Source organism: Plantibacter sp. CFBP 8775 (assembly GCF_014839505.1).
Classification (GTDB): Bacteria; Actinomycetota; Actinomycetes; order Actinomycetales; family Microbacteriaceae; genus Plantibacter; species Plantibacter auratus.
This window is the reverse complement of record NZ_JACYNV010000001.1, coordinates 2,580,942-2,601,627: the sequence shown is the minus strand read 5'-3', so window position 1 is coordinate 2,601,627 and position 20,686 is coordinate 2,580,942. Positions and strand designations below refer to the sequence as shown.

Genomic DNA, 20,686 nt, shown 5'->3' with positions numbered 1-20,686 from the left:
GCGTGACCCCGGACGACGTGATGTCGAGCCCGGTGCTCCCGCACCCGATCGAGGTCCAGGAGCACATCAAGCACCGTGCAGATCACCGTCCCGGCATTGAGCATGGCCGGTGTCAGCGACGCCCCGGCCACTCTCGACGGCTATGGCCCGATCGACCCGGAGACCGCCGCACGTATCGCGGTGAACGCGCCCAGCTTCACCCGGGTCCTCGTCCAACCGGAAACCGGTGCGGTCCTCTCCGTCGGGCGGAATCAATACCGGGTCCCGGCCGATCTGCAGCGCGCGGTGCGGCTGCGGGACGGCACCTGTCGGGCACCGGGCTGCGGCAGGCGCACCAGGGCCTGCGATCTCGATCACTCGGTCGCGTGGGAAGACGGCGGGACGACAGATGTCGGGAACCTCGCCTGTCTCTGTCGGCATCACCACCGGATGAAGCATCTGCCCGGGTGGAACCTCGACCACGGTCCCGGCGGCGTGCTCGACTGGACGACACCCGACGGGAAGCACCACCGGACGGAACCGGATCCCGCACCGTTCTGACTTGCCGCGGCGTACTCAGATCGAAGGGTTCCTCGTGGGCACTTCGACAAGCTCAGTGAGCGGGAAAGGTGCGCCCGGAACGATGAGGCGTCCTCGTGGGCACTTCGACAAGCTCAATGACCGGAAGAAGTTCACCGTGAACGTTTCGGTCCCTGAGCCTGTCGAAGGGTTCTTCGTGGGCACTTCGACAAGCTCAGTGACCGGGAAACGTCTGTCCGCACCGCTTCGGTCCCCGAGCCGACACCTGTCTCGGACAGCTGTCCGAGAAGTCGTGGTACACTGGTGGGAATGCCTCGCACATCAGGAGTTCCCGCCCTCGGTGTCGAGCAGTCCACCACTGAACGTCCCGCTCCGCCGTCGCGCGTCGAGCGCTTCGCTCCCGTCCTCCGAGTGACGGGCGACCCACGTGCCGAGCGCACCAGGCAGACGATCTTCGACGCCGTCGCCACCATCCTCGCCGGTCGGCCGGAACGCGTGTCCGTCGGCGACATCGTCCGGGTCGCCGGCATCAGCCGCAGCTCGTTCTACGCACACTTCTCCAGCCTCGACGACCTCACCGCGGCCTACCTACGGGTGCAGTTCGCCGGCCTTGCCGCGTCCGGTGTCTCGGTGCGTCCCGCGGGCGAGTCGCTGGGCAGCGCCGAGCGCGCCCGCGAAGCCTACCGACGCCTCGTCGCCCAACTCCTCGAAGACGCACCGCTCTACTCGAGCGTGCTCGAGCTCCCCGTCGCCCGCAGCGCGTTCGACGACCTCGTCGGCGAGCACGCCGACCACCTCATCGGCTCGCTGCTCGAGCGCACCGAGGTCCCGGTCGGCATCCCGGCGGGCCTCGTCTCCGCCTATGTCGCTGGTGGCACGCTCTCCCTCGTCGACGGCTGGCGCCGCGGACGCATCGACGTCTCGGACGACGAACTGGTCGAAGCCCTGGTCGCCCTGCTGCCCGCCTGGTTGCTCGACGAACGACCCGTCGGCGCGTCACCGCCACCACCGACCCCTGAGCCATCCGGCCGCTGAGCCGCCGGAGCACGACGACGCCGGTGCGCGAGTACCGGTGACGACCTGAGAAGAGAAGAGGAACCATGCAGTTCATCGTTGGAGAGACCCTGGTCTACCCGCACCACGGAGCGGTCACCATCACCGAGTTGTCGAAGGTGACGATCAAGGGTGTCGAGCAGGACGTCATGACGCTTCGCGTGCACACGTCCGAGCTCACCATCAAGCTGCCGATCGCGAACGCCGACCTCGTCGGTGTGCGCGACGTCATCGACCACGACGGCGTCCAGGCCGTCTACGGCGTGCTCCGCGAGCCGTTCGTCGAGGAGCCCGGCAACTGGTCGCGTCGGTACAAGGCCAACCAGGAGAAGATGGCCAGTGGTAACGTCCACCGCGTCGGCGAGGTCGTCCGCGACCTGTGGCGTCGCGACCAGGACAGCGGCGTGTCGGCCGGCGAGAAGCGCATGCTCCAGAAGGCGCGCCAGGTGCTCGTCTCCGAACTCGCGCTCGCGCAGTCGATGACGGACGAAGAGGCGTCCGCGGGCCTCGACGAGGTGCTCGCCTCGTCGANGGGGCGCTCCTCGTCGTCGTGGAGGGTGCCTCAGCCCCCGGTGTTGCCACTCACGATCGCCAGCACGCCGACGACCGCGATGGCGATGATGGGACCGAACGACAGGGCGGCCTTGGTGACCGTCCAGGCACGGCTCTCGCGTTCCGGTGCCGGCAGTTCGGCGGGCGACACGTAGACCGGGGCCTGCCCACCGTCACCGGAAGCGCCGCCGCTGAGCTGCAACACCCGCGTGTCCGTCCACGCTCGTCCGTCGAAGTGGACCTGGCGTTCCTCGTCGGTCGGGTGCGGGTACCAGCCCGCGGCTTCGGCCTGCGACGGCTTGTCCCGCTGGAACCGCAGCACCCTCGAGTCGCCCCAGGTCTCGCCGTCGAAGTGGAGTTCCTTCGTCGGGTCGTCGGGGTGCGGGTACCAGCCTGCGGTCGTAGCCATCCCTCAAGTATGACAGCGGGATCGGGGATGCCGAGACCGTCCGATGGGCGGCAGAATGGAGACAATCATGACGACGACACCGCGACCTCGAGCCCCACGTCCACAGATCATCCTCGAGGTGGTCCGCAGTTCCTGGGTCACACCGCACCTCGTGCGCCTCACCCTCGGCGGTCCCGGCTTCGCCGACTTCCAGCCCAAGGACGCCACCGACAGCTACGTGAAGATCTCCTTCGCCAAGCCCGAACTCGGCCTCGAGCCGCCGTACGACCTCGCGGCGCTCCGCGAGACGCTGGCACCCGCCGACCTCCCGGTCACCCGCACCTACACGGTGCGACGCGTGGACCAGGCGGCGGGCGCCATGGACATCGACTTCGTGGTGCACGGTGTTGAGGGGATCGCCGGCCCGTGGGCCGCTGCCGCGCAGCCGGGAGACCGCGTCGTGCTCGCCGGACCCGGCGGTGCCTACCGACCCGACCCGACCGCCGACTGGCACCTCTTCGCGGGCGACGAGTCGGCGATCCCCGCGATCGCCGCCGCCCTCGAGGCGCTCCCGGCGGACGCGAAAGGGCTTGCGTTCCTCGAGATCGGTGGCCGGGACGACCTCGTCGACCTCGACCACCCGGCCGGGGTGCAGCTCATCTGGGTCGGCCGTGCGGCCCGCGACGAATCGACGGCTGCGCTCCTCGCGACAGCCATCAGCGGACACCCGTGGCCCGACGGACGCGTGCAGGTCTTCGCCCACGGCGAGCGGGAGTCGATGAAAGCACTGCGCGAGGTGTTCCTCACCCAACGAGGGCTCGACCGCTCCCAGCTGTCACTGTCCGGGTACTGGGCCTACGGACGCACGGAGGACCGCTTCCAGGCGGAGAAGCGCGAACCGATCGGGGTCGTCCTGCCGACGTCGTGACGCTTCGCCCCGCCCCGGCGCCGCGCTGCGGGCGGGCGCGGGACTCAGTGCGAGGGGTCGGCCGGCTTGCTCCGCGTCCGGCGGACCCGCGACGGACGCTCGACGCGCGCGCGGATGTCCGGTGGAACGAGGTCGAGCAGCTGATCGCGCCGCAACGGGAGGTCGAGCAGGCTGAGTTTCATCCGGCCCTTGCGCGAGTGCCGGCTCGGGTCGAGACGGACGACGTTGGCTGCGTCGCGCACGAGCCGGACGGTCACGACCGCGCCACTTGCAACATCGGCGAGGACCTGGCCGTCGATCTCGACGGCGGCCTGCTTGGTCGCCGTCCCGATCGAGAACTGCAGGCGCTCCGCCGGCCCGAGGATGAAGGAGCGGTCGATGCCCGACATCGGGGCGACCGGCGTCACGACGGTGGCGGCGACGGCGGGGGAGAGCACCGGTCCGCCGGCCGCGTAGTTGTAGGCGGTCGATCCGGTCGGGGTGGCGATCACGATCGCATCGGCTTTGAAGTACCCGTAGGCGGTGCCGTCCACGGCGAGGTCGGCCATGACCACGCCGGTTCCCGGGCGCCGGGCGATGGAGACGTCGTTGAAGGCGAGGAGATGGGCGACCTGCTCGCCGGTGGTGATCGTCACCTCGAGGCCGTGGTGCGGTTCGAGGGAGAACTCGTTGTCGCTGACCCGTTGGAGCGCCTCCGCGAGTGCGGCCGGTTCGACCTCCACGAGGAAGCCGACGTTGCCGTAGTTGACGCCGAGCACCGGTGCGGACCGGCCGGCGAGCAGCCGCATCGCCCCGAGCATCGTGCCGTCGCCGCCCATCGCCACGGCGACGTCGACCGACGACGCGAAGGCGTCCTCGTCGAGCAGTTCGACGTCGTCGCCGAGCCGGTTGGCCTCGGCGCGGAGTCCGACGAGGCGCGCGCCGTGTTCGAGCTGCCATGAGCGGAGGATGCGGACGGAGTCGTCGATGTTCTTCGTCGGGTGCGTGATGAGGCCGATCGTCATCGACGGCCCGGTGGGGTGCTTCGTGCGAGTGGTGGTCACCCGTCGAGCATAGGCCGATCGCCTGACAGCGCGACCGGGACTCGAGCGCCCAGCGGGCAGCAGCGTGGCTCGCGACCGACGCGCGCCGGACCCGGTTTGGGATACTGGAGGGAGCCGGTCCGCCGTGATCCTCGCGGGGCGCCGAGCGTGGAGGAACGACATGAGCGATGTGACCGAGCACCCTGGCCGACCACGGCGGGCGGGGCGGCTGAAGCCGATCCTCATCGGAATCCTCTGTGCGGTGCTCGTCGTCGTCCTCGGGTTCGTCGTCTGGACCCAGATCGTCATGCAGGGCACCCGTCCCGCCGCACTCGCGGTGTGGGAGGACCCCGCGGTCTCCGTCACCGACGTCGGCGACGCCGTGGTCCTCGCCCCGACCGCGGACGCCGAGCGTCCTGCCTCCGGTACCGGTCTCGTCTTCATCCCCGGGGCGAAGGTCGACCCGTACGCCTACCTGTACAAGCTGTCCGGCGTCGTCGAGGAGGCCGGCGTGACCGTGGTCATCACGAAGCCGTCGCTCAACCTGGCGTTCTTCGACCAACGGCCGCTGGAGACGTTCACCGCCGCCGCCCCGGACGTCGACACCTGGTTCGTCGGTGGCCACTCACTCGGTGGGGTGCGCGCCTGCCAGCTCGCGGAGGATCCCGCAGTGACGGGTCTCGTCCTGTTCGGGAGTTACTGCGCGAACGACCTCTCCGGCTCGTCCCTCGAGGTGCTGAGCCTCGCGGGGAGCGACGACGGACTGAGTACCCCGGAGAAGGTCGCCGACGCGCGCGTCCGGTTGCCCGCTGACGCGACGATGATCGAGATCGAGGGGGCGAACCACGCGAGCTTCGGTGACTACGGGGTGCAGCCCGGCGACGGTACGGCGACGATCTCCACCGATGAGGCCCGCTCCGAGATCACGCGGGATCTGGTCGAGCTGCTCGGCTGAGCGTAGGGGTTGGCCCCGGCGGTCCGCAGGGACCCTGGCGATCAGCCCTTCGGGACAGGCGGCCCGACGACGAGCAGGGCCGTGAAGACGGCGACGACCACGAGGCCGCCGACGACCACGAGCAGGATCGGGTGTCGGACGAGCCAGCGCGTCAGGCGGTCGAGCACGCGCTGGTCGCGCGGGTCGGCGCCCGCCTCGCGGCGCCACGCCCCGTCGAGTCGGCCGGTGCGGTCCGCCCAGAGGTCGAAGGGGATGGTCGCGTACGGGACGACGGCGCTCACGAGGCCCGCAAGGATCGTGCCGATGGGCCAGCGCTGGTTGATCCCGATGAGCAGGACCGTCGCGCCGTACACGAGGAACACGAAGCCGTGCAGCGCGCCACCGATGCTCACGCCGAGGTCGGTCGTCTTCGTGACGTACTTGAGGATCATCCCGATGATGAGCAGGGTCCAGGTGATCGCCTCGGCGATCGCGATCAGGCGGAAGAGGCGGCGCGGCGACACAGGGGCTCCAAGGCTCGGGGTGCAGGTCTTCCAGCTTGCCAGGGACGGCTGAGAAGGCGCTCCCAGCCGGCGTCCGGTTCTGCCACCCTGGGTGGATCGGGAATACCCGTCGCAGTGACGGGGTTCACCGATATGTATGCAAACACATACAATCGCCGTGACAGCTCGCGGCGAGCCACACGACGTTGGAGAACCCCATGACCACACCCCTCGAGTTCGGCATCGACACCTTCGGTGACGTCACGGTCGACGCCGACGGCGCGCCACTGTCCCAGGCGCAGGTCCTGCGCAACGTCGTGGAGCAGGGCGTCCACGCTGAGGCGGTCGGCCTCGACTTCATCGGCGTGGGGGAGCACCACCGCGAGGACTTCGCGGTCTCGTCACCCGAGGTCGTGCTGGCGGCGATCGCGGCCCGCACCGAGCGCATCCATCTCGGTTCCGCGGTCACGGTGCTGAGCTCCGACGACCCGGTTCGGGTCTACCAGCGGTTCGCGACGCTCGACGGCATCTCCGGAGGGCGGGCCGAGGCCATCCTGGGCCGCGGATCCTTCACCGAGTCGTTCCCGCTCTTCGGGTACGAGCTGTCGCAGTACGAGGAGCTCTTCGAGGAGAAGCTCGAGCTGTTCGTCGCACTCCTCGAGCAGGAACCGGTCACCTGGTCGGGCAAGACGCGCGCGCCGCTCCGGGAGCAGTCGGTCTACCCCCGAGTGGAGCACGGGAAGCTGAAGACGTGGGTCGGTGTCGGCGGCAGCCCCGAGTCGGTCGTGCGGACCGCCCGGTACGGCCTGCCGATGATGCTGGCCGTGATCGGTGGTGGGCCGCTGCGGTTCGCCCCCTTCGTCGACCTCTACCACCGCGCGCTCGCGCAGTTCCAGCTGCCGACCCAGCCCGTCGGCATGCACTCGCCCGCGCACATCGCCGAGACCGATGAGCTCGCGCAGGAGCAGCTCTGGCCGCACTACCGGGCTATGATGGACCGGATCGGCCGCGAGCGGGGCTGGAGCCCGATGACGCGCGGGCACTTCGAGCAGGAGGCCGGCCCGGAGGGTGCGCTGTTCGTCGGTTCGCCCGAGACGGTCGCACGGAAGGTCGCGACCGCGGTCGACGGCTTGGGGCTGTCCCGCGTGGATCTGAAGATCAGCAACGGTTCGCTGTCGCACGAGCACCTCATGGACAGCATCGGTCTGTACGGGTCCGCGGTCGTCCCTCGCGTCCGTGAACTGCTCGCCGAGACCTCGACCGCCTGATCCGGCTCAGCGGATGGCCGGCGCACGGTAGGGCATCGTCAGGGTCAGGACGGTGCCGCCGGTCTCGTCGTCGGCTGCAGGGCCGACCCTGAGGGACCCGCCGAACGCGTCGGCCCGTCGATCCAGTTGCAGCAGGCCGCCGGAAGGTTCGGCGTCCTCGCGGAGACCGGAGCCGTTGTCGACGACGCGCAGCTCGACGGTGCCCGCCATCGCCCCTCGCCGCTCGGTGGCGGGCGACGAGACCCGGAGGTCCACGACGAGTCGGTCGGCCGCCCCGTGGGTCAGTGCGTTCGTCACGGCCTCCTCGAGCGTGCGGACGACGACCGCGCGCTCCGCGGTCGTGAAGACGTTGTCGATCGGGTCGTCGAGCAGCCGGAATACCGGAGAGACGTCGAGACTGGTGGTGATCGACGGGGGGAGCCGCTGCAGGATCGCGCGGATGCTCGGTGCGATCCCGACCTCGAGCAGCGGCGGTGACAGGAGCCGGCTGAGTTCGCGCACGTCGCGCTCGCGCACGGTGCGGAGTTCCTCGCCGAGCGACCGCAGGGTCCTGGCCGCATCCGACCCGACGTCCGGGCCGCCCTGCTCGAGGGCCGTGGTGACGGATGCGAGCTGGGCGCTGATGAGGACGAGGTGCTGCTGCAGGGTGCCGTGCAGGCCTTCCGCGACCTCCCGCTTCACCCGCAGCTCCTCACCCTGAAGGGACTGGAGGGCGAGGTCGGCCCGGTGTCGCTGATCGGCGTGCGCACGCTCCTCCTCGCGGGCGCGTCGCCGGGCGGCACTGAGGCTGAACCCGAACGTCGCGCAGACCGCCAGGGCGAGCGTCGTCGTCCCGGCTTCGACGAGGACCGTCTGCAGGCTCGGGTCGCGGTACACGCCCAGCAGGAGCTGGAGTCCGCTGCGCAGCAGCCCCGTCAGCATCGCCACGAGGAGGACACCCGCGAGCACTTTCGGGCGCCACCACTCGTGCAGCGACGGACCCCACCTCGACCACAGCAGGAGTGCGAGCACGAGGATCGCCGCGCTCAGCGAGACGAGGTTCGCGGTGACCCGTTCGGCGAGCATGCCACGCGTCCCGCCCGGGGCGACCCAGGTGTAGATGTAGACGCTCTGGAACGACACGGCGAGTCCGAAGACCGCTGCCATGGCGCCACTGGCCGTGATGAACGCCCGGCTGTCGCTCCAGCGCTCAGCGCGAGGGGTCCGGGCCTCCTGGGTCATGGGTCCATTCTGACCTGCCGTGCGCGCCACCGCCGACATCGACGTGCGGCCCGTCGGGAGCTTCCCCCTCGGTCGTTCCCCGGTCGATCCGGGATACTCGGAACATGCACCACCAGTCGCACTCCGACCCTTCGCCCGCCGCGCTGTCCACGGTCGGTGACGCGACGACGGACGCCGCGACCACCAGGCCGCTGCGTGTCGGGGTGATCGAGGATCAGCCGCTGCTCGGCGGCATGCTCGCCGAGCTGCTGGACGGGGCGCCAGGCGTGGAGTTCGTCGGGCGTGCCGGTACGGTCGCCGAGGCCCGCAGGCTCTTCCTCCCGGGAACGGTGGACGTGCTGACCATGGACATCGAGCTGCCCGACGGCAACGGGGTGAGCCTCGGCGTCTCCCTCCGCCGTGCGCAACCCGGCCTCGGTGTCGTCCTGCTGTCCGCCTACGACCTCATGGACATGCTGCTCGAGATGCCGGCGGACGTCCGCGACGGCTGGAGCTACCTGTCGAAGACCTCGTCACTCACGCGCGAGATCCTGCTCGAGGCCATCCGGGTCTCCGCTCGTGGCGAGACGATGCTCGATCCCGAACTCATCGACCGGACCCGGCCCAGAGCGGGGTCGAGTCTCGAGTCGCTCACCGATCGGCAGTACGCCGTGCTGCAGCTGCTCGCGACCGGTCGCTCGAACACGGGGATCGCGACCAGGCTCGGGATCGCGGAGAAGTCCGTCCAGAACCACCTCACGGCGATCTACGCCGCACTCGGGATCGAGCACGACACCTCGAGCAACCCTCGGGTCTCGGCCGTCCTCGCCCTCCTCGCCGAATCCGGCCGCTTGTCCTGACGGGACGTCCGCGGTCGATGCGCGGGCTCAGCGTCCGCGGTCCGGTGCTTCGAGGTCGTCCACCGTCCGATCAGGGCGCCACCCACGCCAGACCGGGTGCCTGAACCGTCCGTCCGGTGTCCACTCGCTGAAGCGGACCTCCCCGATGAGGACCGGTTCCACCCAGTTGGCGTCGGCCGCGTCGGCCGGCGGGACACCCACGAGGGCCGTCGATGCCCGGCCCAGCCGTTCGAAGCGGAGCGCGGTCGCCGCCAACTCCCGATCGCTGAAGCCGCTTCCGACCCGTCCCGCGTAGTGCAGCAACCCGTCCGAGCCCGGCACCCCGAGCAGGAGCGACCCGATCCCACCTGAGCGCCCGCCCCGACCGGGACGCCAGCCGGCCACGACGACCTCCTCCATGCGTTCGTGCTTGAACTTGACCCAGGTGCTGCTGCGCCGACCCGGGCGGTAGCGTCCGTCGAGCTCCTTCGCCATCACCCCCTCCAACCGCAACCCCCGACTCACCTCGAGCGCATCGTCGAGCGAGCCGTCGATCGTCGGTGGCACCTGGACGACGGTCCCGGATCCGATCGTCCGCTCGAGCAGTTCGCGACGCTCCCGGTAGGGCAGCTCCGTCCGATCCGTGTCGTCCAGCGCGAGCAGGTCGAACAGCAGCAGCCGGACCGGCGTCCGACGGCGCTCCCGTTCGACGTCCCGCTCCGCGGTGAGCTGCATCCGACGCTGCAGCAGCGAGAAGTCGGGACGGCCGTCAGGACCCGACGCCACGATCTCGCCGTCGAGGACGACCGCACGGCCGGCGAGCGACGCCGCGAGTTCCTCGACCACCTCCGGGTACGCCGCCGTGAGGTCCTTGCCGTTCCGGCTCGACAACCGCACCCGCCCCGTCGAGCCGTCGACGCTCGCGATCGCACGGATGCCGTCCCACTTCATCTCGAACGCCCAGGATCCGTCGTCGACCAGCTCGCCGGGTGCCGCGACACTCGCGAGCATGGGGGTGGGGATCCCCCGAGGCCGTGCGACCGGGGGAGCCGGCGGGTCGCCCGGGGCGCGCATCCGGTGGATGAGCCACGACGGCGCCTCCCGTCCCGTCCCGCCCGCGGTCCGGATGAGCGCGAACCGCATCGGCCCGCCGAGCGCACCTCCCGCCCGGCCGTGCAGGGTCCCGATGACCTCGTCGTCGCGCCACTTCTCCAGCTCGTAGGTGCCCGCGTCCCAGATGGTCACCTCACCGGCCCCGTACTCACCAGCAGGGATCGTGCCCTCGAAACTGCCGTACTCGATGGGGTGGTCCTCCGTGCGCACCGCCAGATGGTTGCTGCTCGGATCCGTCGGCACCCCCTTCGGCAGGGCCCAGGACACCAGCACGCCGTCGTGCTCGAGTCGGAAGTCATGGTGGAGTTTCCGGGCCTCGTGCCGCTGGATCACGAACGAGGGCGGCGTCCCGGCAGCGGGAGGCGCCGGCGGTCCTTCCGGGACGGGCTCGGGCGTCCGCTCCGCGTCCCGCTTCCGCCGGTACTCCACGAGCCGGTCCTCGTGTTCCGACGGGCGGATCGTGATCGACGGACGCGGGTCGCCGAGCACCCGCAACGGGTCCTCACCGTCCGCCAGCCGCTCGAGCACCGCAGGGAACTCCAGCTGCGCCAGCCCGGGATCGTCGAGCTCCTCCCACCGGCGGGGAGCCGCCACCGTCGGCCGTGACTGACCCCGCAACGAGAACGGCGCGATCGTCGTCTTCGACCCGTTGTTCTGACTCCAGTCGACGAAGACCCTCCCCGTGCGTCGCTGCTTCGACATCTCGCTCACCACGAGGCCCGGCTCGTCCGCAGCCAGCGCCCGCGCGAGCTCATGCGCCACGAGCGACACCTCCGCGGAACTCTGCCGACCGTCCAACGCCGCATACAGGTGGATCCCCTTGCTCCCACTCGTGAGCGGTACCGGATCCAACCCCATGTCCACCAACACCGCCCGCGCCAGGCCCGCGACCCCCGCGCACTCGGCGAGGGACACCCCCACACCCGGATCGAGGTCGAGGACGAGACGGTCGGGCGGTCGGCGCTCGCCGGATCGGTCGAACCGCCACTGCGGCACGTGCAGCTCGAGCGCACCCAGCTGCGCCAGCCACGTGAGTGTCGCGAGATCGTCGACGATCGGGTACTCGTTCGTGTGATCGCTGTGCTCGATGGGGAGCCGTTGGACCCAGTCGGGAGCCGAGGCGCCCAGGTCCTTCTGGAAGAACCCCGACTCCGGCGACGCAGCCGTGCCGACGCCGTGCACCCAGCGTTTCCGAGTCACCGGCCGATCGGCGAGGTGCGGGAGCAGGTGTTCGGCGACCGCGGCATAGTAGGCGAGGACCTCGGCCTTCGTCGTGCCGGTCTCGGGGTACAGCACCTTGTCGAGATGGGTGAGTTGGATCCGGCGTCCGTCGACGTCGACCCACTGCGTCTGCCCGCCGCCACCGCTCGTCCTCGCCATGGCGATCAGCCTGCCGCCCAGGGGCGTCAAGGGCTAGCCCTTGACGATGTTCCGGGTGTCTACTGGTCACCACGACAGCGCGGGCGGATCCGCCCGCGGACGGGAGCGGTCATGCGCGCGATCTGGAAGGGTGCGGTCACCTTCGGTCTGGTGAACGTCCCGGTGAAGGTGTACAGCGCCACGGAGGACCACGACCTCTCGTTGCACCAGGTCCACGACGCCGACGGCGGACGCATCCGGTACCAGCGCAAGTGCGAGGTCTGCGGGAAGGTCGTCAGCTACGACCACATCGACAAGGCCTACCAGGACGGCGAGCAGACGGTGGTCCTCACCGCCGACGACCTGGCGTCACTCCCCGAGGAACGCAGCCGCGAGATCGAGGTCGTCGAGTTCGTGCCGAGCGACGACCTCGACCCGATCATGTTCGACCGCAGCTACTTCCTCGAACCGGACTCCTCCTCGTCGAAGGCCTACGTCCTCCTCCGGCGGACGCTCGAGGAGACCGACCGCACGGCCATCGTGCGGTTCGCCCTCCGCCAGAAGACGCGTCTCGGTGCCCTCCGGGTGCGCGAGGACGTCATCCTCCTGCAGACACTGCTCTGGGAGGACGAGGTCCGGGAGGTGCGGTTCCCGGCCCTCGAGGAACGCGTCCGCATCTCCGCCAAGGAACTCGAGATGTCGGAGGCGCTCGTCGAGTCCTTCTCGTCCCGCTTCCGCCCGGACGCGTTCGTCGACGAATACCAGGCACAGCTCCGGAAGCTCATCGACGCGAAACTCGAGCAGGGCGACGCACTCGACACCGCCGCCACCTTCGGCGAGCAGCCCGAACCCGACGACGACACGGGCGCCGAGCCGATCGACCTCATGGAGGTGCTGCAACGCAGCATCGAACGGCAACGTGGCACGACCGGCGCGAAGACGGCGAGTGGAGCGAAACGGTCCGGCACCGCCAAGCCCGCCGCGACGAGCAGCTCGGCGAAGACCGGTACCGCGAAGACCGGTACCGCCAAGACGAGTGGCGCGAAGACCGCTACCGCCAAGACCGCGGCGTCGAAACCGTCGACCGCGACGAAACGCAAGAAGAGCGCCTGAGCGACGACGCCCGGGCTGAGAGGGAGCACGACATGATGGAGCACCGCGTCACCCCGTTCCTCTGGTACGACTCGCAAGCCGAGGAGGCGGCGACCTTCTACGTGTCACTGTTCCCCGACTCCCGGATCACCTCGGTGAGCCGCTACCCGGAGGGCGGACCCATGCCGGCCGGCCAGGCGATGGTCGTCGAGTTCGAGCTCGAGGGACTCCCCGTCAGCGCGATGAACGCCGGGCCCATCTTCTCGTTCACCGAGGCGTTCTCCTTCTCCGTCAGAGCCGACACCCAGGACGAGATCGACCGGCTCTGGGACGCCCTCATCGCCGACGGCGGCGCCCCGAGCCAATGCGGCTGGCTCAAGGACCGCTGGGGACTGTCCTGGCAGATCGTGCCAGGCATCCTCGCCGAACTGCAGAACGACCCCGACCGGGAACGCGCGGCACGGGCCATGCAATGCATGATGGGGCAGACCAAGTTCGTCATCGCCGAACTCGTCGCCGCAGCGGACGGTCGATAGCGGCTCCTCCACAACCGACCAACCGACGGGACACCGCCCCTCCGAGACGCCAACGCAGTCCACCGTCAGCAGCTCCTGACAGACTTGCCGCATGTCCCACCCCAGCGCGCCCACCCCCGCCCACCCCGAACCGACCCCCACCGGATCGGTCGCCGAGGCGACGGCGGCGCTCGCCGCACTCACGGGCGTTCCGGGGGCCACGTTCCACGACGGTCAACTCGAAGCGATCCTCGCGCTCGTCGACGAACATCGTCGTGCGCTCGTCGTCCAGCGCACCGGTTGGGGCAAGTCCGCCGTCTACTTCATCGCGACCGCCCTCCTGCGCCGACGGGGCGCCGGGCCGACGCTGCTGGTCTCGCCGTTGCTCGCGCTCATGCGCGACCAGGTGGCGGCCGCCGAGCGCGCCGGCGTGCGCGCTGTGGCGATCAACTCGGCGAACGCACACGAATGGGACGACGTCCGGGCGCGCCTGGAGGCCGACGAGGTCGACGTCCTGCTCGTGTCACCCGAGCGGCTCAACAATCCACGCTTCCGCGATGAACAGCTCCCGACCCTCGTGGCCCGCACGGGCATGCTGGTGGTGGACGAGGCGCACTGCATCTCCGACTGGGGACACGACTTCCGACCCGATTACCGGCGGCTCGCCGAACTGATCGGACGCCTCCCGGCCGAGGTCCCGGTTCTGGCGACCACCGCGACGGCCAACGCACGCGTCGTCCGCGACATCGCCGAGCAGCTCACCGCACCCGGCGCCGCAGGCTCCCACGGAGCCGAGGTGCTCACCATCCGCGGCTCGCTCGCGAGGGCGTCCCTCCGGCTCGGCGTGCTCCGGCTGCCGGAGTCCCGGGACCGCCTCACCTGGCTGCTCAGCCACCTCGGCGGGCTCACCGGGTCCGGCATCATCTACACGCTCACGGTGTCCGCCGCGGAGGACACCGCGCGGCTGCTGCGCGAGGCCGGTCACGAGGTCCGGGCCTACACGGGCCGGACCGATCCCGATGAACGCGAGGAGTCGGAGCGGCTCCTCAAGGAGAACCGCTTGAAGGCGCTGGTCGCGACGAGCGCGCTCGGCATGGGGTTCGATAAACCGGACCTCGGGTTCGTCGTGCATCTCGGCGCTCCGTCCTCGCCGGTCGCGTACTACCAGCAGGTCGGTCGCGCCGGCCGCGCCACCGAGCATGCCGACGTCCTGCTCCTGCCCGGGGCGGAGGACGAGGAGATCTGGCAGTACTTCGCGACCGCGTCGATGCCGGATGAAGCGCGGGCCACCGCGGTGCTCGACGCACTCGACAGTCAGCCGCGGTCCACGCCCGCGCTCGAGGCGCTCGTCAACCTGCGTCGCACACCCCTCGAACTCCTCCTCAAGGTGCTCGACGTCGACGGCGCGGTGCAGCGGGTGGCCGGGGGATGGGTGTCGACCGGGCAGCCGTGGGTCTACGACCGGGAGCGGTACCGGCGGATCGCCGAGGCCAGGGTGGCGGAGCAACAGGCGATGCTGGCTTACGAGCGGGGCGACGAGTGCAGGATGCTCGTGCTGCAACGTGAGCTCGACGACGCGAGCGCGGTGCCCTGTGGCCGGTGCGACCGCTGCGCCGGGCCGTGGTTCCCCACCGAACTCGACAGTGCGGCGGCCGCCTCCGCGTCGGAAGCGCTCGGTCGGGTCGGCGTGGAGCTCGAACCGCGGGCGCAGTGGCCCACGGGAGCCGACCGCCTCGGCGTCACCGCCGACGGCGCAGCGGTGAAGGGACGCATTGCGCTCGACGACCGCCTCGAGGCCGGGCGTGCGCTCGCTCGGCTCACCGACCTCGGCTGGGGTGGTGTGCTGCGTGAGCTCTTCGCCGCGGGTGCACCCGACGCTCCCGCCTCCCGCGCGGTCATCGACGCGAGTGTCCGCGTCCTGGCGGATTGGCCGTGGACGCAACGGCCGGCCGCCGTGGTCAGTGTGCCGTCACGGTCGCGTCCGCAGCTCGTCGACTCGGTGGCGAGGGGCATCGCGTCGCTCGGGCGACTGCCGTACCTCGGGGAGCTCGACCTCGTCGGCGACGGCCCGCGCGGTGGTCCCGGCGGCAACAGCGCCTACCGTCTGGCGGGCGTCTGGGACGCCTTCACCGTCGGATCCGAACTCCGGGCGCAGCTCGCAGCGCTCGAGGGCGCGCCGGTCCTGCTCGTCGACGACCGGGCCGACAGTCGGTGGACGCTCACCGTCGCCGGTCGCGCGCTCCGCCGCGCCGGATCCGGCCCGGTCCTCCCGTTCGCGCTCGGGATCGTGGGCTGATCGCCCATCAGCCCTCGTGGAGGCTGGAGCGGGTGTCCTTGGCCAGGTGCCGCGGCAGCAGGATCGTGCAGACGAGTCCGACGACGGCTGCTGCAGCGCAGATCGCGAAGCTCAGACGGAAGGCGTCCGCACTGGGTGTCGTGACAGCTCCGTCGGTGACGACCTGGGAGGCCAGGATGGCGCCGATCACCGCACTCGCGATCGTGGAACCGAGCGTCCGCATCACGGAGTTGAGTCCGTTGGACGCCGCCGTCTCGCTGGGCGGGACGGCACCCATGATGAGCGTCGGCATGGCGGCGTAGGCGAACCCCACCCCGAAGCCGACCGCGGTGGCTGTGAGCACGGTGTGCCAGACCTCGGTCATGAGTCCGATCGCGATCGCGTAGCCGACCGCGATGATCGTGATGCCGATCAGCAGGCTCAACCGGGCGCCCTTGGCCGCGGTCAGTCGAGCGGCGACCGGCGACATCGCCCACATGATGAGACCGCTGGGCATGAGGCAGAGGCTCGCGATGAGCATGTTCTGCCCGAGACCGACCCCGGTGCCGAGCGGCGCCTCGAGGATGCCCGGGAGGACGACCGTGCTGCCGAAGAAGGCGAAGCCGACCGTGATGGATGCGAGGTTCGTGAAGAGCACCGTCCGCCTGGCGGCGATGCGCAGGTCGACGAGCGGGCTGGAGGACCGTACCTCGAACCACCCCCAGAGCAGGAGCACGACGACGCCGCCGATCAAGCAGCTGAGGGTCCCGACGCTCGTCCAACCCCACTCGTTGCCTTTCGAGACGGCGAGGAGGATCGGGACGAGGCCGGCGGCGAGACCGATCGCGCCGATCCAGTCGAAACCGCCTTCGCTCCGGAGGGTGCTCACCGGGACGAAGCGCGCGACGAGGACGAAGCCGATGAGCCCGAGTGCACCCGCGACCCAGAACAGCACATGCCAGTCCAGGTACTGCGAGATCACGGCGGAGATCGGGAGACCGACGGCACCACCGATGCCGAGGGTGGCACTCACGAGCGCGACCGCGGGGCCGAGCCGCTTCGCGTGGAGCACGTCGCGCAGGATGCTGATGCCGAGCGGGATCACGCCCATCGCCATCCCCTGGAGGGCACGGGCGACGATGAGCGGGACGATCGTGGACGAGAAGGCGGCGAGCACCGATCCGGCCATCATGATCCCGAGCAGGATGAGCACCATCCGTCGTTTGCCGTAGAGGTCGCCGAGCCGACCGGCGATCGGGGTCGCGACCGCGGCCGACAGGAGCGTGGCCGTCACGACCCACATGCTGTCGGAGGCGTGCACGCCGAGGATCGTGGGAAGCGTCGGCACGAGTGGGGTGACGAGCGTCATCATGAACGCCGCGACGAGACCGGTGAACGCGAGGCTCGTGACGACCGCCCGCTCCGGAAGTGGTTTGCGGAGTGCCGCCCGCTCCTCGTCGCTGAGCCAGGGGCGCTCGGCCCCAGGCTGGTCCTCGTCGTGGTCGTCGGGCTGCGCTGAATCCTGCGTCACGGGTCCTGTTCCTGTGGAGAGTCGATGCGGCCGAGGCCACTCGGAGTCGAACACCGTCCGTCGGTGCGGTATTCCCGGCTCGGCCGGGCCGATGTCGTCCGGCCTCGTCGTCGACTCAGCGCGGGAGGCGGGGGATCGCCGCGATGAGCTGCTTCGTGTAGGCCTCGGCGGGATCGTGGAGGATCTGAGCGGTGGCGCCGGCCTCGACGACCTGCCCGTGGCGAAGGACCATCGTGCGTTCACACAGCGCTGCGACCGTGCCGAGATCGTGCGAGACCATGACGAGCGCCAGACCGTTCGAGGCCCGCAGCTCGGCGAGGAGCTCGATGATCTGGATCCGGGTGCTCATGTCGAGAGCACTGACAGGCTCGTCGGCGAGGAGGAGTCGGGGGTTCGGGACGATTGCGCGGGCGATGGCGATCCGCTGCCGCTGGCCGCCCGAGAACTCGTGCGGGAACCGCGACGCCGCGTCGGCGGGCAGTCCCACCGCCTCGAGCGCCTCGGACGCGCGGACGGCCGCCTGCTCGGTGGTCGCCAGACGGAGGGATCGCAGCGGTTCAGCAACGATGCGCCCGATGCGCTGCCGAGGATCGAGCGAGGAGTACGGATCCTGGAAGACGGCCTGCACCGATGCGCGGAACCGACGGACCCGTGTCCGATCGCGGGGGTCCAGTGCGCCACCGTCGAACCGGACCGAGCCCGTGGTCGGCCGGTCGAGGCCGAGCAGCAGCCGGAGGAGGGTGCTCTTACCGGCGCCGGACTGACCGACGATCCCGACGGCCTCTCCTGCGCCGACGGCCAGCGACACGTCGTCCAGGGCCTCCTGACCGCCGCGGTACCGGAAACCGACCGCATCCAGCTCGAGGATCGGCGTCGTCGTGATCGGTGCATCGGTCATCGTGGGTCCTCCAGCGCGTCGTCGAGCGCACGTGCGCTGGTGACCAGACGACGGGTGTCCACGTGCTGCGGTGCCGTCAGCACCTGCGCCACCGCGCCGCGTTCCACGGCCCGACCCTCGCTCAGCACGACGACCTCGTCGACCATGGTCGACACGACGGCGAGGTCGTGACTGATGAACAGGAGGGCCATGCCGCGTTCCCGGACGAGCCGGTCGATGAGCGCGAGCACCTCCGCCTGGACGGTCACGTCGAGCGCCGTCGTCGGCTCGTCCGCGATGAGGAGCTGCGGGCGACCGGCGAGCGCGATGGCGATCGCGATGCGCTGCCGCTGCCCGCCGGACAGCTCGTGGGGGTAGGAGGCGGCGATGCGCGCAGTGTCGGTGAGGGACACCTCGACGAGGGCTGCTTCGACGGCCTCCTTGAGCCGTTCGCCCCGGAGTCCCAGATGGCGACGCAGGGGCTCGGCGAGCTGAGCGCCGACCCGCATGAGCGGGTCGAGTGCGGTCAGCGGCTCCTGGAAGACGAGTCCGGCAACCCGACCGCGGAGTGGCCGCAGCGCGCGGTCCGGGGCACCGATCACCTGGGTGCCGGCCAGTTCGACGCTGCCGCTCGCGCTCAGCTGTTCGCCGAGCAGCCCGATCACCGCGAGGGAGGTCAAGGACTTCCCGGACCCGGAACCGCCGATGAGTCCGAGGCGACCCCCGGCGGCGATGGTCAGGTCCAGCCCGTCGAGGAGCGGCTGGTCAGCGCCGTCGGAAGCACCGCGCCGGACGCCTCGGGTGATGGTCAGTCCGGAGATGTCGAGGAGATCGCTCATGCGCCGCGCCTCCTCGTCGGATCGCCGAGGTCCCGCAGGCCGTCCGCGATGAAGTTCACGCCCACCACGAGCATCACCACGGCGACACCCGGAGCGATCGCGCCGACCGGTGCCGTCGTGACGGTGGCCTGGGCCTCCTGCAGCAGGCGTCCCCAGGAGGCGTTCGGCGGTGGCGCGCCGAGGCCGAGGTACGACAGGCTCGCTTCGGCGAGGACGGCGATGCCGAACTGCAGCGCGAGGTTGACGCTCAGGGTGGGCCAGATGTTCGGGAGCACATGCTGGCCGATGACACCGGCCCAGCTCGTCCCGGCAGTCCTGGCCGCGACCACGTACTGCTCGCTGAGGACCCGCTTCGTGAGGATCCGGGTCAGGCGGGCCACGATGGCCGACATGGCGAGTCCGATCGCGATGATGGCGGTGCCGAGTGACGCGCCCTGGGCTGCCACGATGAGCATGGCGAGCAGGAGCACCGGGAAGGCGATCACGACGTCGAGCGCGGCGGAGATCGTGTCGTCCAGCCAGGCCGACGCGAAGGCCGCAGCGAGTCCCACGGCGATACCGATGATCGCGCCGACCGCGACGGCCCCCGCCCCGGTCGCGAGCGCGATGCGCGCACCGATCATGAGCTGGGTCATCAAATCGCGACCGAGCTTGTCCGTACCGAGCCAGTGGGTGCCGGTCGGGCCTTCGAGACGACCGCCGGAGGTGTCCGTGGGGGCGAAGGGCAACCACACGAGCGAGACGGCCGCCAGGACGGCGATGACGCCGACGAGGACGAGTCCGACGGTCAGCGTCGCGGACCGGGCGCGGCGCCGCACCGGGCGTCGGTCGGCGAGCGCGGTCTGGGCGTCGACGGCGCTCATCGGAGCCCGTTCCCCGAGATCGAGGTGCGCAGACGCGGATCGATGAGCCGCTGCGCGATGTCGGCGACGAAGCCCGTCAGGAGGACGACGAGGGTCGAGACGAGGAGGATGCCCTGGATGTTCGGGTAGTCGTGCTGCTGGATCGCCGTCAGGAGCATCGACCCGAGGCCGGGCAGACTGAAGACGCTCTCGACCACGACGGCGCCGAGGAAGGTGGTGGCGAGCTCGATGCCGAGGATCGCCACGACGGGCACCGCCGCGTTCCGGGCGCCGTGTCGGAGCAGGGCCTCACCGAAGCCGGCTCCCTGCGCCCGTGCCGAGCGCAGATAGTCGCTCCCGACCACGTCGAGCGTGGCGGAGCGGACGTATCGGGTGATCGACGCACTCATGACGATGGCGATGGTGATGACCGGGAGGGCGAGGCTCGTGAGTGCCGCGGCAGGATCTGCCCAGTCGTCGCGAGGGAAGCCGCCGGACGGGAACAGTCGGAGCGTCACCGCGAACACGCTGACGAGCAGGATGCCGACCCAGAACACCGGCACGGCGATCCCGAGCTGCGAGAGGCCGGACAACGCGATGCCGTACCAGCGGTCGGCCCGGAGTGCGGACACGACACCGGCCACGAGGGCGAGCACCACGGCGAGGAGGAAGGCGAGGAGCGTCAGCGGCACGGTGACCTGGAGGCGCGACGCGATCTCGGGTCCGACCGGGAGCGAGCTCACGAACGAGGAACCGAGGTCGAGGGTGAGGACGCCGCCGAACCAGGCGGCGAACTGCTCGCCGAGCGGCCGGTCGGCTCCCACCTGCTCGCGCGCCGCGTCGATCTGCTCCTGCGTGGCGTTCACCGAGAGCAGGGCGTTCGACGGGTCGCCCGGCAGCAGCCGGAGCAGCACGAACAGCACCGTCATGGCGACGAGGAACGACACCACGAGGAACGCGGATCGGCGCAGCAGGTAAGCGAGCATGGTGGACCTCAGCGTAGCGAGGCCCGGGCCGACCGGGCGGTGCCGGTCGGC

At 70.5% G+C, this 20,686-nt stretch carries 19 protein-coding genes and 1 pseudogene; 10 read left to right on the top strand and 10 right to left on the bottom strand.

What is annotated here, in order from left to right:
• Nucleotides 1-75 precede the first annotated feature (75 nt).
• From IFR14_RS21200 to IFR14_RS12250, 3 genes and pseudogenes are all read left to right on the top strand, one after another.
• Complete coding sequence (locus IFR14_RS21200) at nucleotides 76-540, top strand: HNH endonuclease (RefSeq protein ID WP_191941153.1); 465 nt, start codon at nucleotides 76-78, stop codon at nucleotides 538-540.
• A 288-nt stretch (nucleotides 541-828) separates the two neighbouring features.
• A complete protein-coding gene (locus tag IFR14_RS12255; RefSeq protein ID WP_124769425.1) occupies nucleotides 829-1,554 on the top strand; it encodes a TetR/AcrR family transcriptional regulator in 726 nt (241 codons plus the stop codon).
• Nucleotides 1,555-1,619: 65 nt separating this feature from the next.
• A pseudogene (locus IFR14_RS12250) lies at nucleotides 1,620-2,103 on the top strand (CarD family transcriptional regulator); the annotation flags it as partial.
• A 31-nt stretch (nucleotides 2,104-2,134) separates the two neighbouring features.
• On the opposite strand, the gene IFR14_RS20645 reads toward IFR14_RS12250, so the two are convergent.
• Entirely contained in the window at nucleotides 2,135-2,533 is a 399-nt protein-coding gene (locus IFR14_RS20645; protein ID WP_191941152.1) for a hypothetical protein, read from the bottom strand.
• A gap of 67 nt (nucleotides 2,534-2,600) precedes the next feature.
• On the opposite strand from IFR14_RS20645, the gene IFR14_RS12240 reads away from it, so the two are divergent.
• Nucleotides 2,601-3,440: a siderophore-interacting protein gene (locus tag IFR14_RS12240; protein ID WP_191941151.1), complete on the top strand. Its 840-nt coding sequence runs from the start codon at nucleotides 2,601-2,603 to the stop codon at nucleotides 3,438-3,440.
• Between the two features lie 44 nt (nucleotides 3,441-3,484).
• Here IFR14_RS12240 and IFR14_RS12235 read toward each other — a convergent pair whose 3' ends face one another.
• Nucleotides 3,485-4,483, bottom strand: coding sequence for an NAD(+)/NADH kinase (locus tag IFR14_RS12235; RefSeq protein ID WP_236555474.1), 999 nt, complete (start codon nucleotides 4,481-4,483; stop codon nucleotides 3,485-3,487).
• 160 nt (nucleotides 4,484-4,643) lie between these two features.
• Between IFR14_RS12235 and IFR14_RS12230 the strand changes: the two genes are divergently transcribed.
• A complete protein-coding gene (locus IFR14_RS12230) occupies nucleotides 4,644-5,417 on the top strand; it encodes an alpha/beta hydrolase (protein WP_191941150.1) in 774 nt (257 codons plus the stop codon).
• A 41-nt stretch (nucleotides 5,418-5,458) separates the two neighbouring features.
• Here the strand turns inward: IFR14_RS12230 and IFR14_RS12225 are convergent, their stop codons facing one another.
• A complete protein-coding gene (locus IFR14_RS12225; protein WP_191941149.1) occupies nucleotides 5,459-5,920 on the bottom strand; it encodes a DUF3817 domain-containing protein in 462 nt (153 codons plus the stop codon).
• 197 nt (nucleotides 5,921-6,117) lie between these two features.
• On the opposite strand from IFR14_RS12225, the gene IFR14_RS12220 reads away from it, so the two are divergent.
• A complete protein-coding gene (locus tag IFR14_RS12220) occupies nucleotides 6,118-7,167 on the top strand; it encodes an LLM class flavin-dependent oxidoreductase (protein WP_079706043.1) in 1,050 nt (349 codons plus the stop codon).
• A gap of 6 nt (nucleotides 7,168-7,173) precedes the next feature.
• On the opposite strand, the gene IFR14_RS12215 is transcribed toward IFR14_RS12220, so the two are convergent.
• Nucleotides 7,174-8,388 carry a sensor histidine kinase gene (locus IFR14_RS12215; protein WP_191941148.1) on the bottom strand — a complete coding sequence of 405 codons (1,215 nt, stop codon included), beginning with the start codon at nucleotides 8,386-8,388 and terminating at the stop codon, nucleotides 7,174-7,176.
• A 104-nt stretch (nucleotides 8,389-8,492) separates the two neighbouring features.
• Between IFR14_RS12215 and IFR14_RS12210 the strand changes: the two genes are divergently transcribed.
• Nucleotides 8,493-9,227, top strand: a complete 735-nt coding sequence (locus IFR14_RS12210; protein ID WP_079706041.1) for a response regulator transcription factor — start codon at nucleotides 8,493-8,495, stop codon at nucleotides 9,225-9,227.
• 27 nt (nucleotides 9,228-9,254) lie between these two features.
• On the opposite strand, the gene IFR14_RS12205 is transcribed toward IFR14_RS12210, so the two are convergent.
• The gene (locus tag IFR14_RS12205) at nucleotides 9,255-11,699 is read right to left on the bottom strand and encodes an ATP-dependent DNA ligase (RefSeq protein WP_191941147.1); all 2,445 of its coding nucleotides are present in this window, start codon (nucleotides 11,697-11,699) and stop codon (nucleotides 9,255-9,257) included.
• Nucleotides 11,700-11,810: 111 nt separating this feature from the next.
• Between IFR14_RS12205 and ku the strand changes: the two genes are divergently transcribed.
• The 3 genes from ku (at nucleotide 11,811) to IFR14_RS12190 (ending at nucleotide 15,581) form a co-directional block, all read left to right on the top strand.
• Nucleotides 11,811-12,791: a non-homologous end joining protein Ku gene (gene ku / locus IFR14_RS12200; protein ID WP_191941146.1), complete on the top strand. Its 981-nt coding sequence runs from the start codon at nucleotides 11,811-11,813 to the stop codon at nucleotides 12,789-12,791.
• Nucleotides 12,792-12,823: 32 nt separating this feature from the next.
• Nucleotides 12,824-13,306: a VOC family protein gene (locus IFR14_RS12195; protein WP_371416572.1), complete on the top strand. Its 483-nt coding sequence runs from the start codon at nucleotides 12,824-12,826 to the stop codon at nucleotides 13,304-13,306.
• A gap of 91 nt (nucleotides 13,307-13,397) precedes the next feature.
• A complete protein-coding gene (locus tag IFR14_RS12190) occupies nucleotides 13,398-15,581 on the top strand; it encodes a RecQ family ATP-dependent DNA helicase (RefSeq protein ID WP_191941145.1) in 2,184 nt (727 codons plus the stop codon).
• A 7-nt stretch (nucleotides 15,582-15,588) separates the two neighbouring features.
• Here IFR14_RS12190 and IFR14_RS12185 read toward each other — a convergent pair whose 3' ends face one another.
• The 5 genes from IFR14_RS12185 to IFR14_RS12165 form a co-directional block, all read right to left on the bottom strand.
• Entirely contained in the window at nucleotides 15,589-17,091 is a 1,503-nt protein-coding gene (locus IFR14_RS12185; protein ID WP_342365690.1) for an MFS transporter, read from the bottom strand.
• A gap of 115 nt (nucleotides 17,092-17,206) precedes the next feature.
• Nucleotides 17,207-17,989, bottom strand: a complete 783-nt coding sequence (locus IFR14_RS12180; RefSeq protein WP_191941144.1) for an ABC transporter ATP-binding protein — start codon at nucleotides 17,987-17,989, stop codon at nucleotides 17,207-17,209.
• The gene (locus IFR14_RS12175; protein ID WP_191941143.1) at nucleotides 17,986-18,807 is read right to left on the bottom strand and encodes an ATP-binding cassette domain-containing protein; all 822 of its coding nucleotides are present in this window, start codon (nucleotides 18,805-18,807) and stop codon (nucleotides 17,986-17,988) included. Before IFR14_RS12175 ends, IFR14_RS12180 begins: the two co-directional genes overlap by 4 nt.
• Nucleotides 18,804-19,670 carry an ABC transporter permease gene (locus IFR14_RS12170; RefSeq protein WP_191941142.1) on the bottom strand — a complete coding sequence of 289 codons (867 nt, stop codon included), beginning with the start codon at nucleotides 19,668-19,670 and terminating at the stop codon, nucleotides 18,804-18,806. Before IFR14_RS12170 ends, IFR14_RS12175 begins: the two co-directional genes overlap by 4 nt.
• Entirely contained in the window at nucleotides 19,667-20,635 is a 969-nt protein-coding gene (locus tag IFR14_RS12165) for an ABC transporter permease (protein ID WP_079706032.1), read from the bottom strand. Before IFR14_RS12165 ends, IFR14_RS12170 begins: the two co-directional genes overlap by 4 nt.
• Nucleotides 20,636-20,686: the final 51 nt, after the last annotated feature.

What these genes read in the sequence shown, in the direction of transcription:
- IFR14_RS12240 (WP_191941151.1), top strand. Translation starts at nt 2,601, where the DNA reads ATGACGACGACACCGCGACCTCGAGCCCCACGTCCACAGATCATCCTC.
- IFR14_RS12215 (WP_191941148.1), bottom strand. Translation starts at nt 8,388, where the DNA reads ATGACCCAGGAGGCCCGGACCCCTCGCGCTGAGCGCTGGAGCGACAGC.
- IFR14_RS12165 (WP_079706032.1), bottom strand. Translation starts at nt 20,635, where the DNA reads ATGCTCGCTTACCTGCTGCGCCGATCCGCGTTCCTCGTGGTGTCGTTC.
- ku (WP_191941146.1), top strand. Translation starts at nt 11,811, where the DNA reads ATGCGCGCGATCTGGAAGGGTGCGGTCACCTTCGGTCTGGTGAACGTC.
- IFR14_RS12190 (WP_191941145.1), top strand. Translation starts at nt 13,398, where the DNA reads ATGTCCCACCCCAGCGCGCCCACCCCCGCCCACCCCGAACCGACCCCC.
- IFR14_RS12195 (WP_371416572.1), top strand. Translation starts at nt 12,824, where the DNA reads ATGATGGAGCACCGCGTCACCCCGTTCCTCTGGTACGACTCGCAAGCC.
- IFR14_RS12175 (WP_191941143.1), bottom strand. Translation starts at nt 18,807, where the DNA reads ATGAGCGATCTCCTCGACATCTCCGGACTGACCATCACCCGAGGCGTC.
- IFR14_RS12180 (WP_191941144.1), bottom strand. Translation starts at nt 17,989, where the DNA reads ATGACCGATGCACCGATCACGACGACGCCGATCCTCGAGCTGGATGCG.
- IFR14_RS12230 (WP_191941150.1), top strand. Translation starts at nt 4,644, where the DNA reads ATGAGCGATGTGACCGAGCACCCTGGCCGACCACGGCGGGCGGGGCGG.
- IFR14_RS20645 (WP_191941152.1), bottom strand. Translation starts at nt 2,533, where the DNA reads ATGGCTACGACCGCAGGCTGGTACCCGCACCCCGACGACCCGACGAAG.
- IFR14_RS12210 (WP_079706041.1), top strand. Translation starts at nt 8,493, where the DNA reads ATGCACCACCAGTCGCACTCCGACCCTTCGCCCGCCGCGCTGTCCACG.
- IFR14_RS12255 (WP_124769425.1), top strand. Translation starts at nt 829, where the DNA reads ATGCCTCGCACATCAGGAGTTCCCGCCCTCGGTGTCGAGCAGTCCACC.
- IFR14_RS12205 (WP_191941147.1), bottom strand. Translation starts at nt 11,699, where the DNA reads ATGGCGAGGACGAGCGGTGGCGGCGGGCAGACGCAGTGGGTCGACGTC.
- IFR14_RS12220 (WP_079706043.1), top strand. Translation starts at nt 6,118, where the DNA reads ATGACCACACCCCTCGAGTTCGGCATCGACACCTTCGGTGACGTCACG.
- IFR14_RS12170 (WP_191941142.1), bottom strand. Translation starts at nt 19,670, where the DNA reads ATGAGCGCCGTCGACGCCCAGACCGCGCTCGCCGACCGACGCCCGGTG.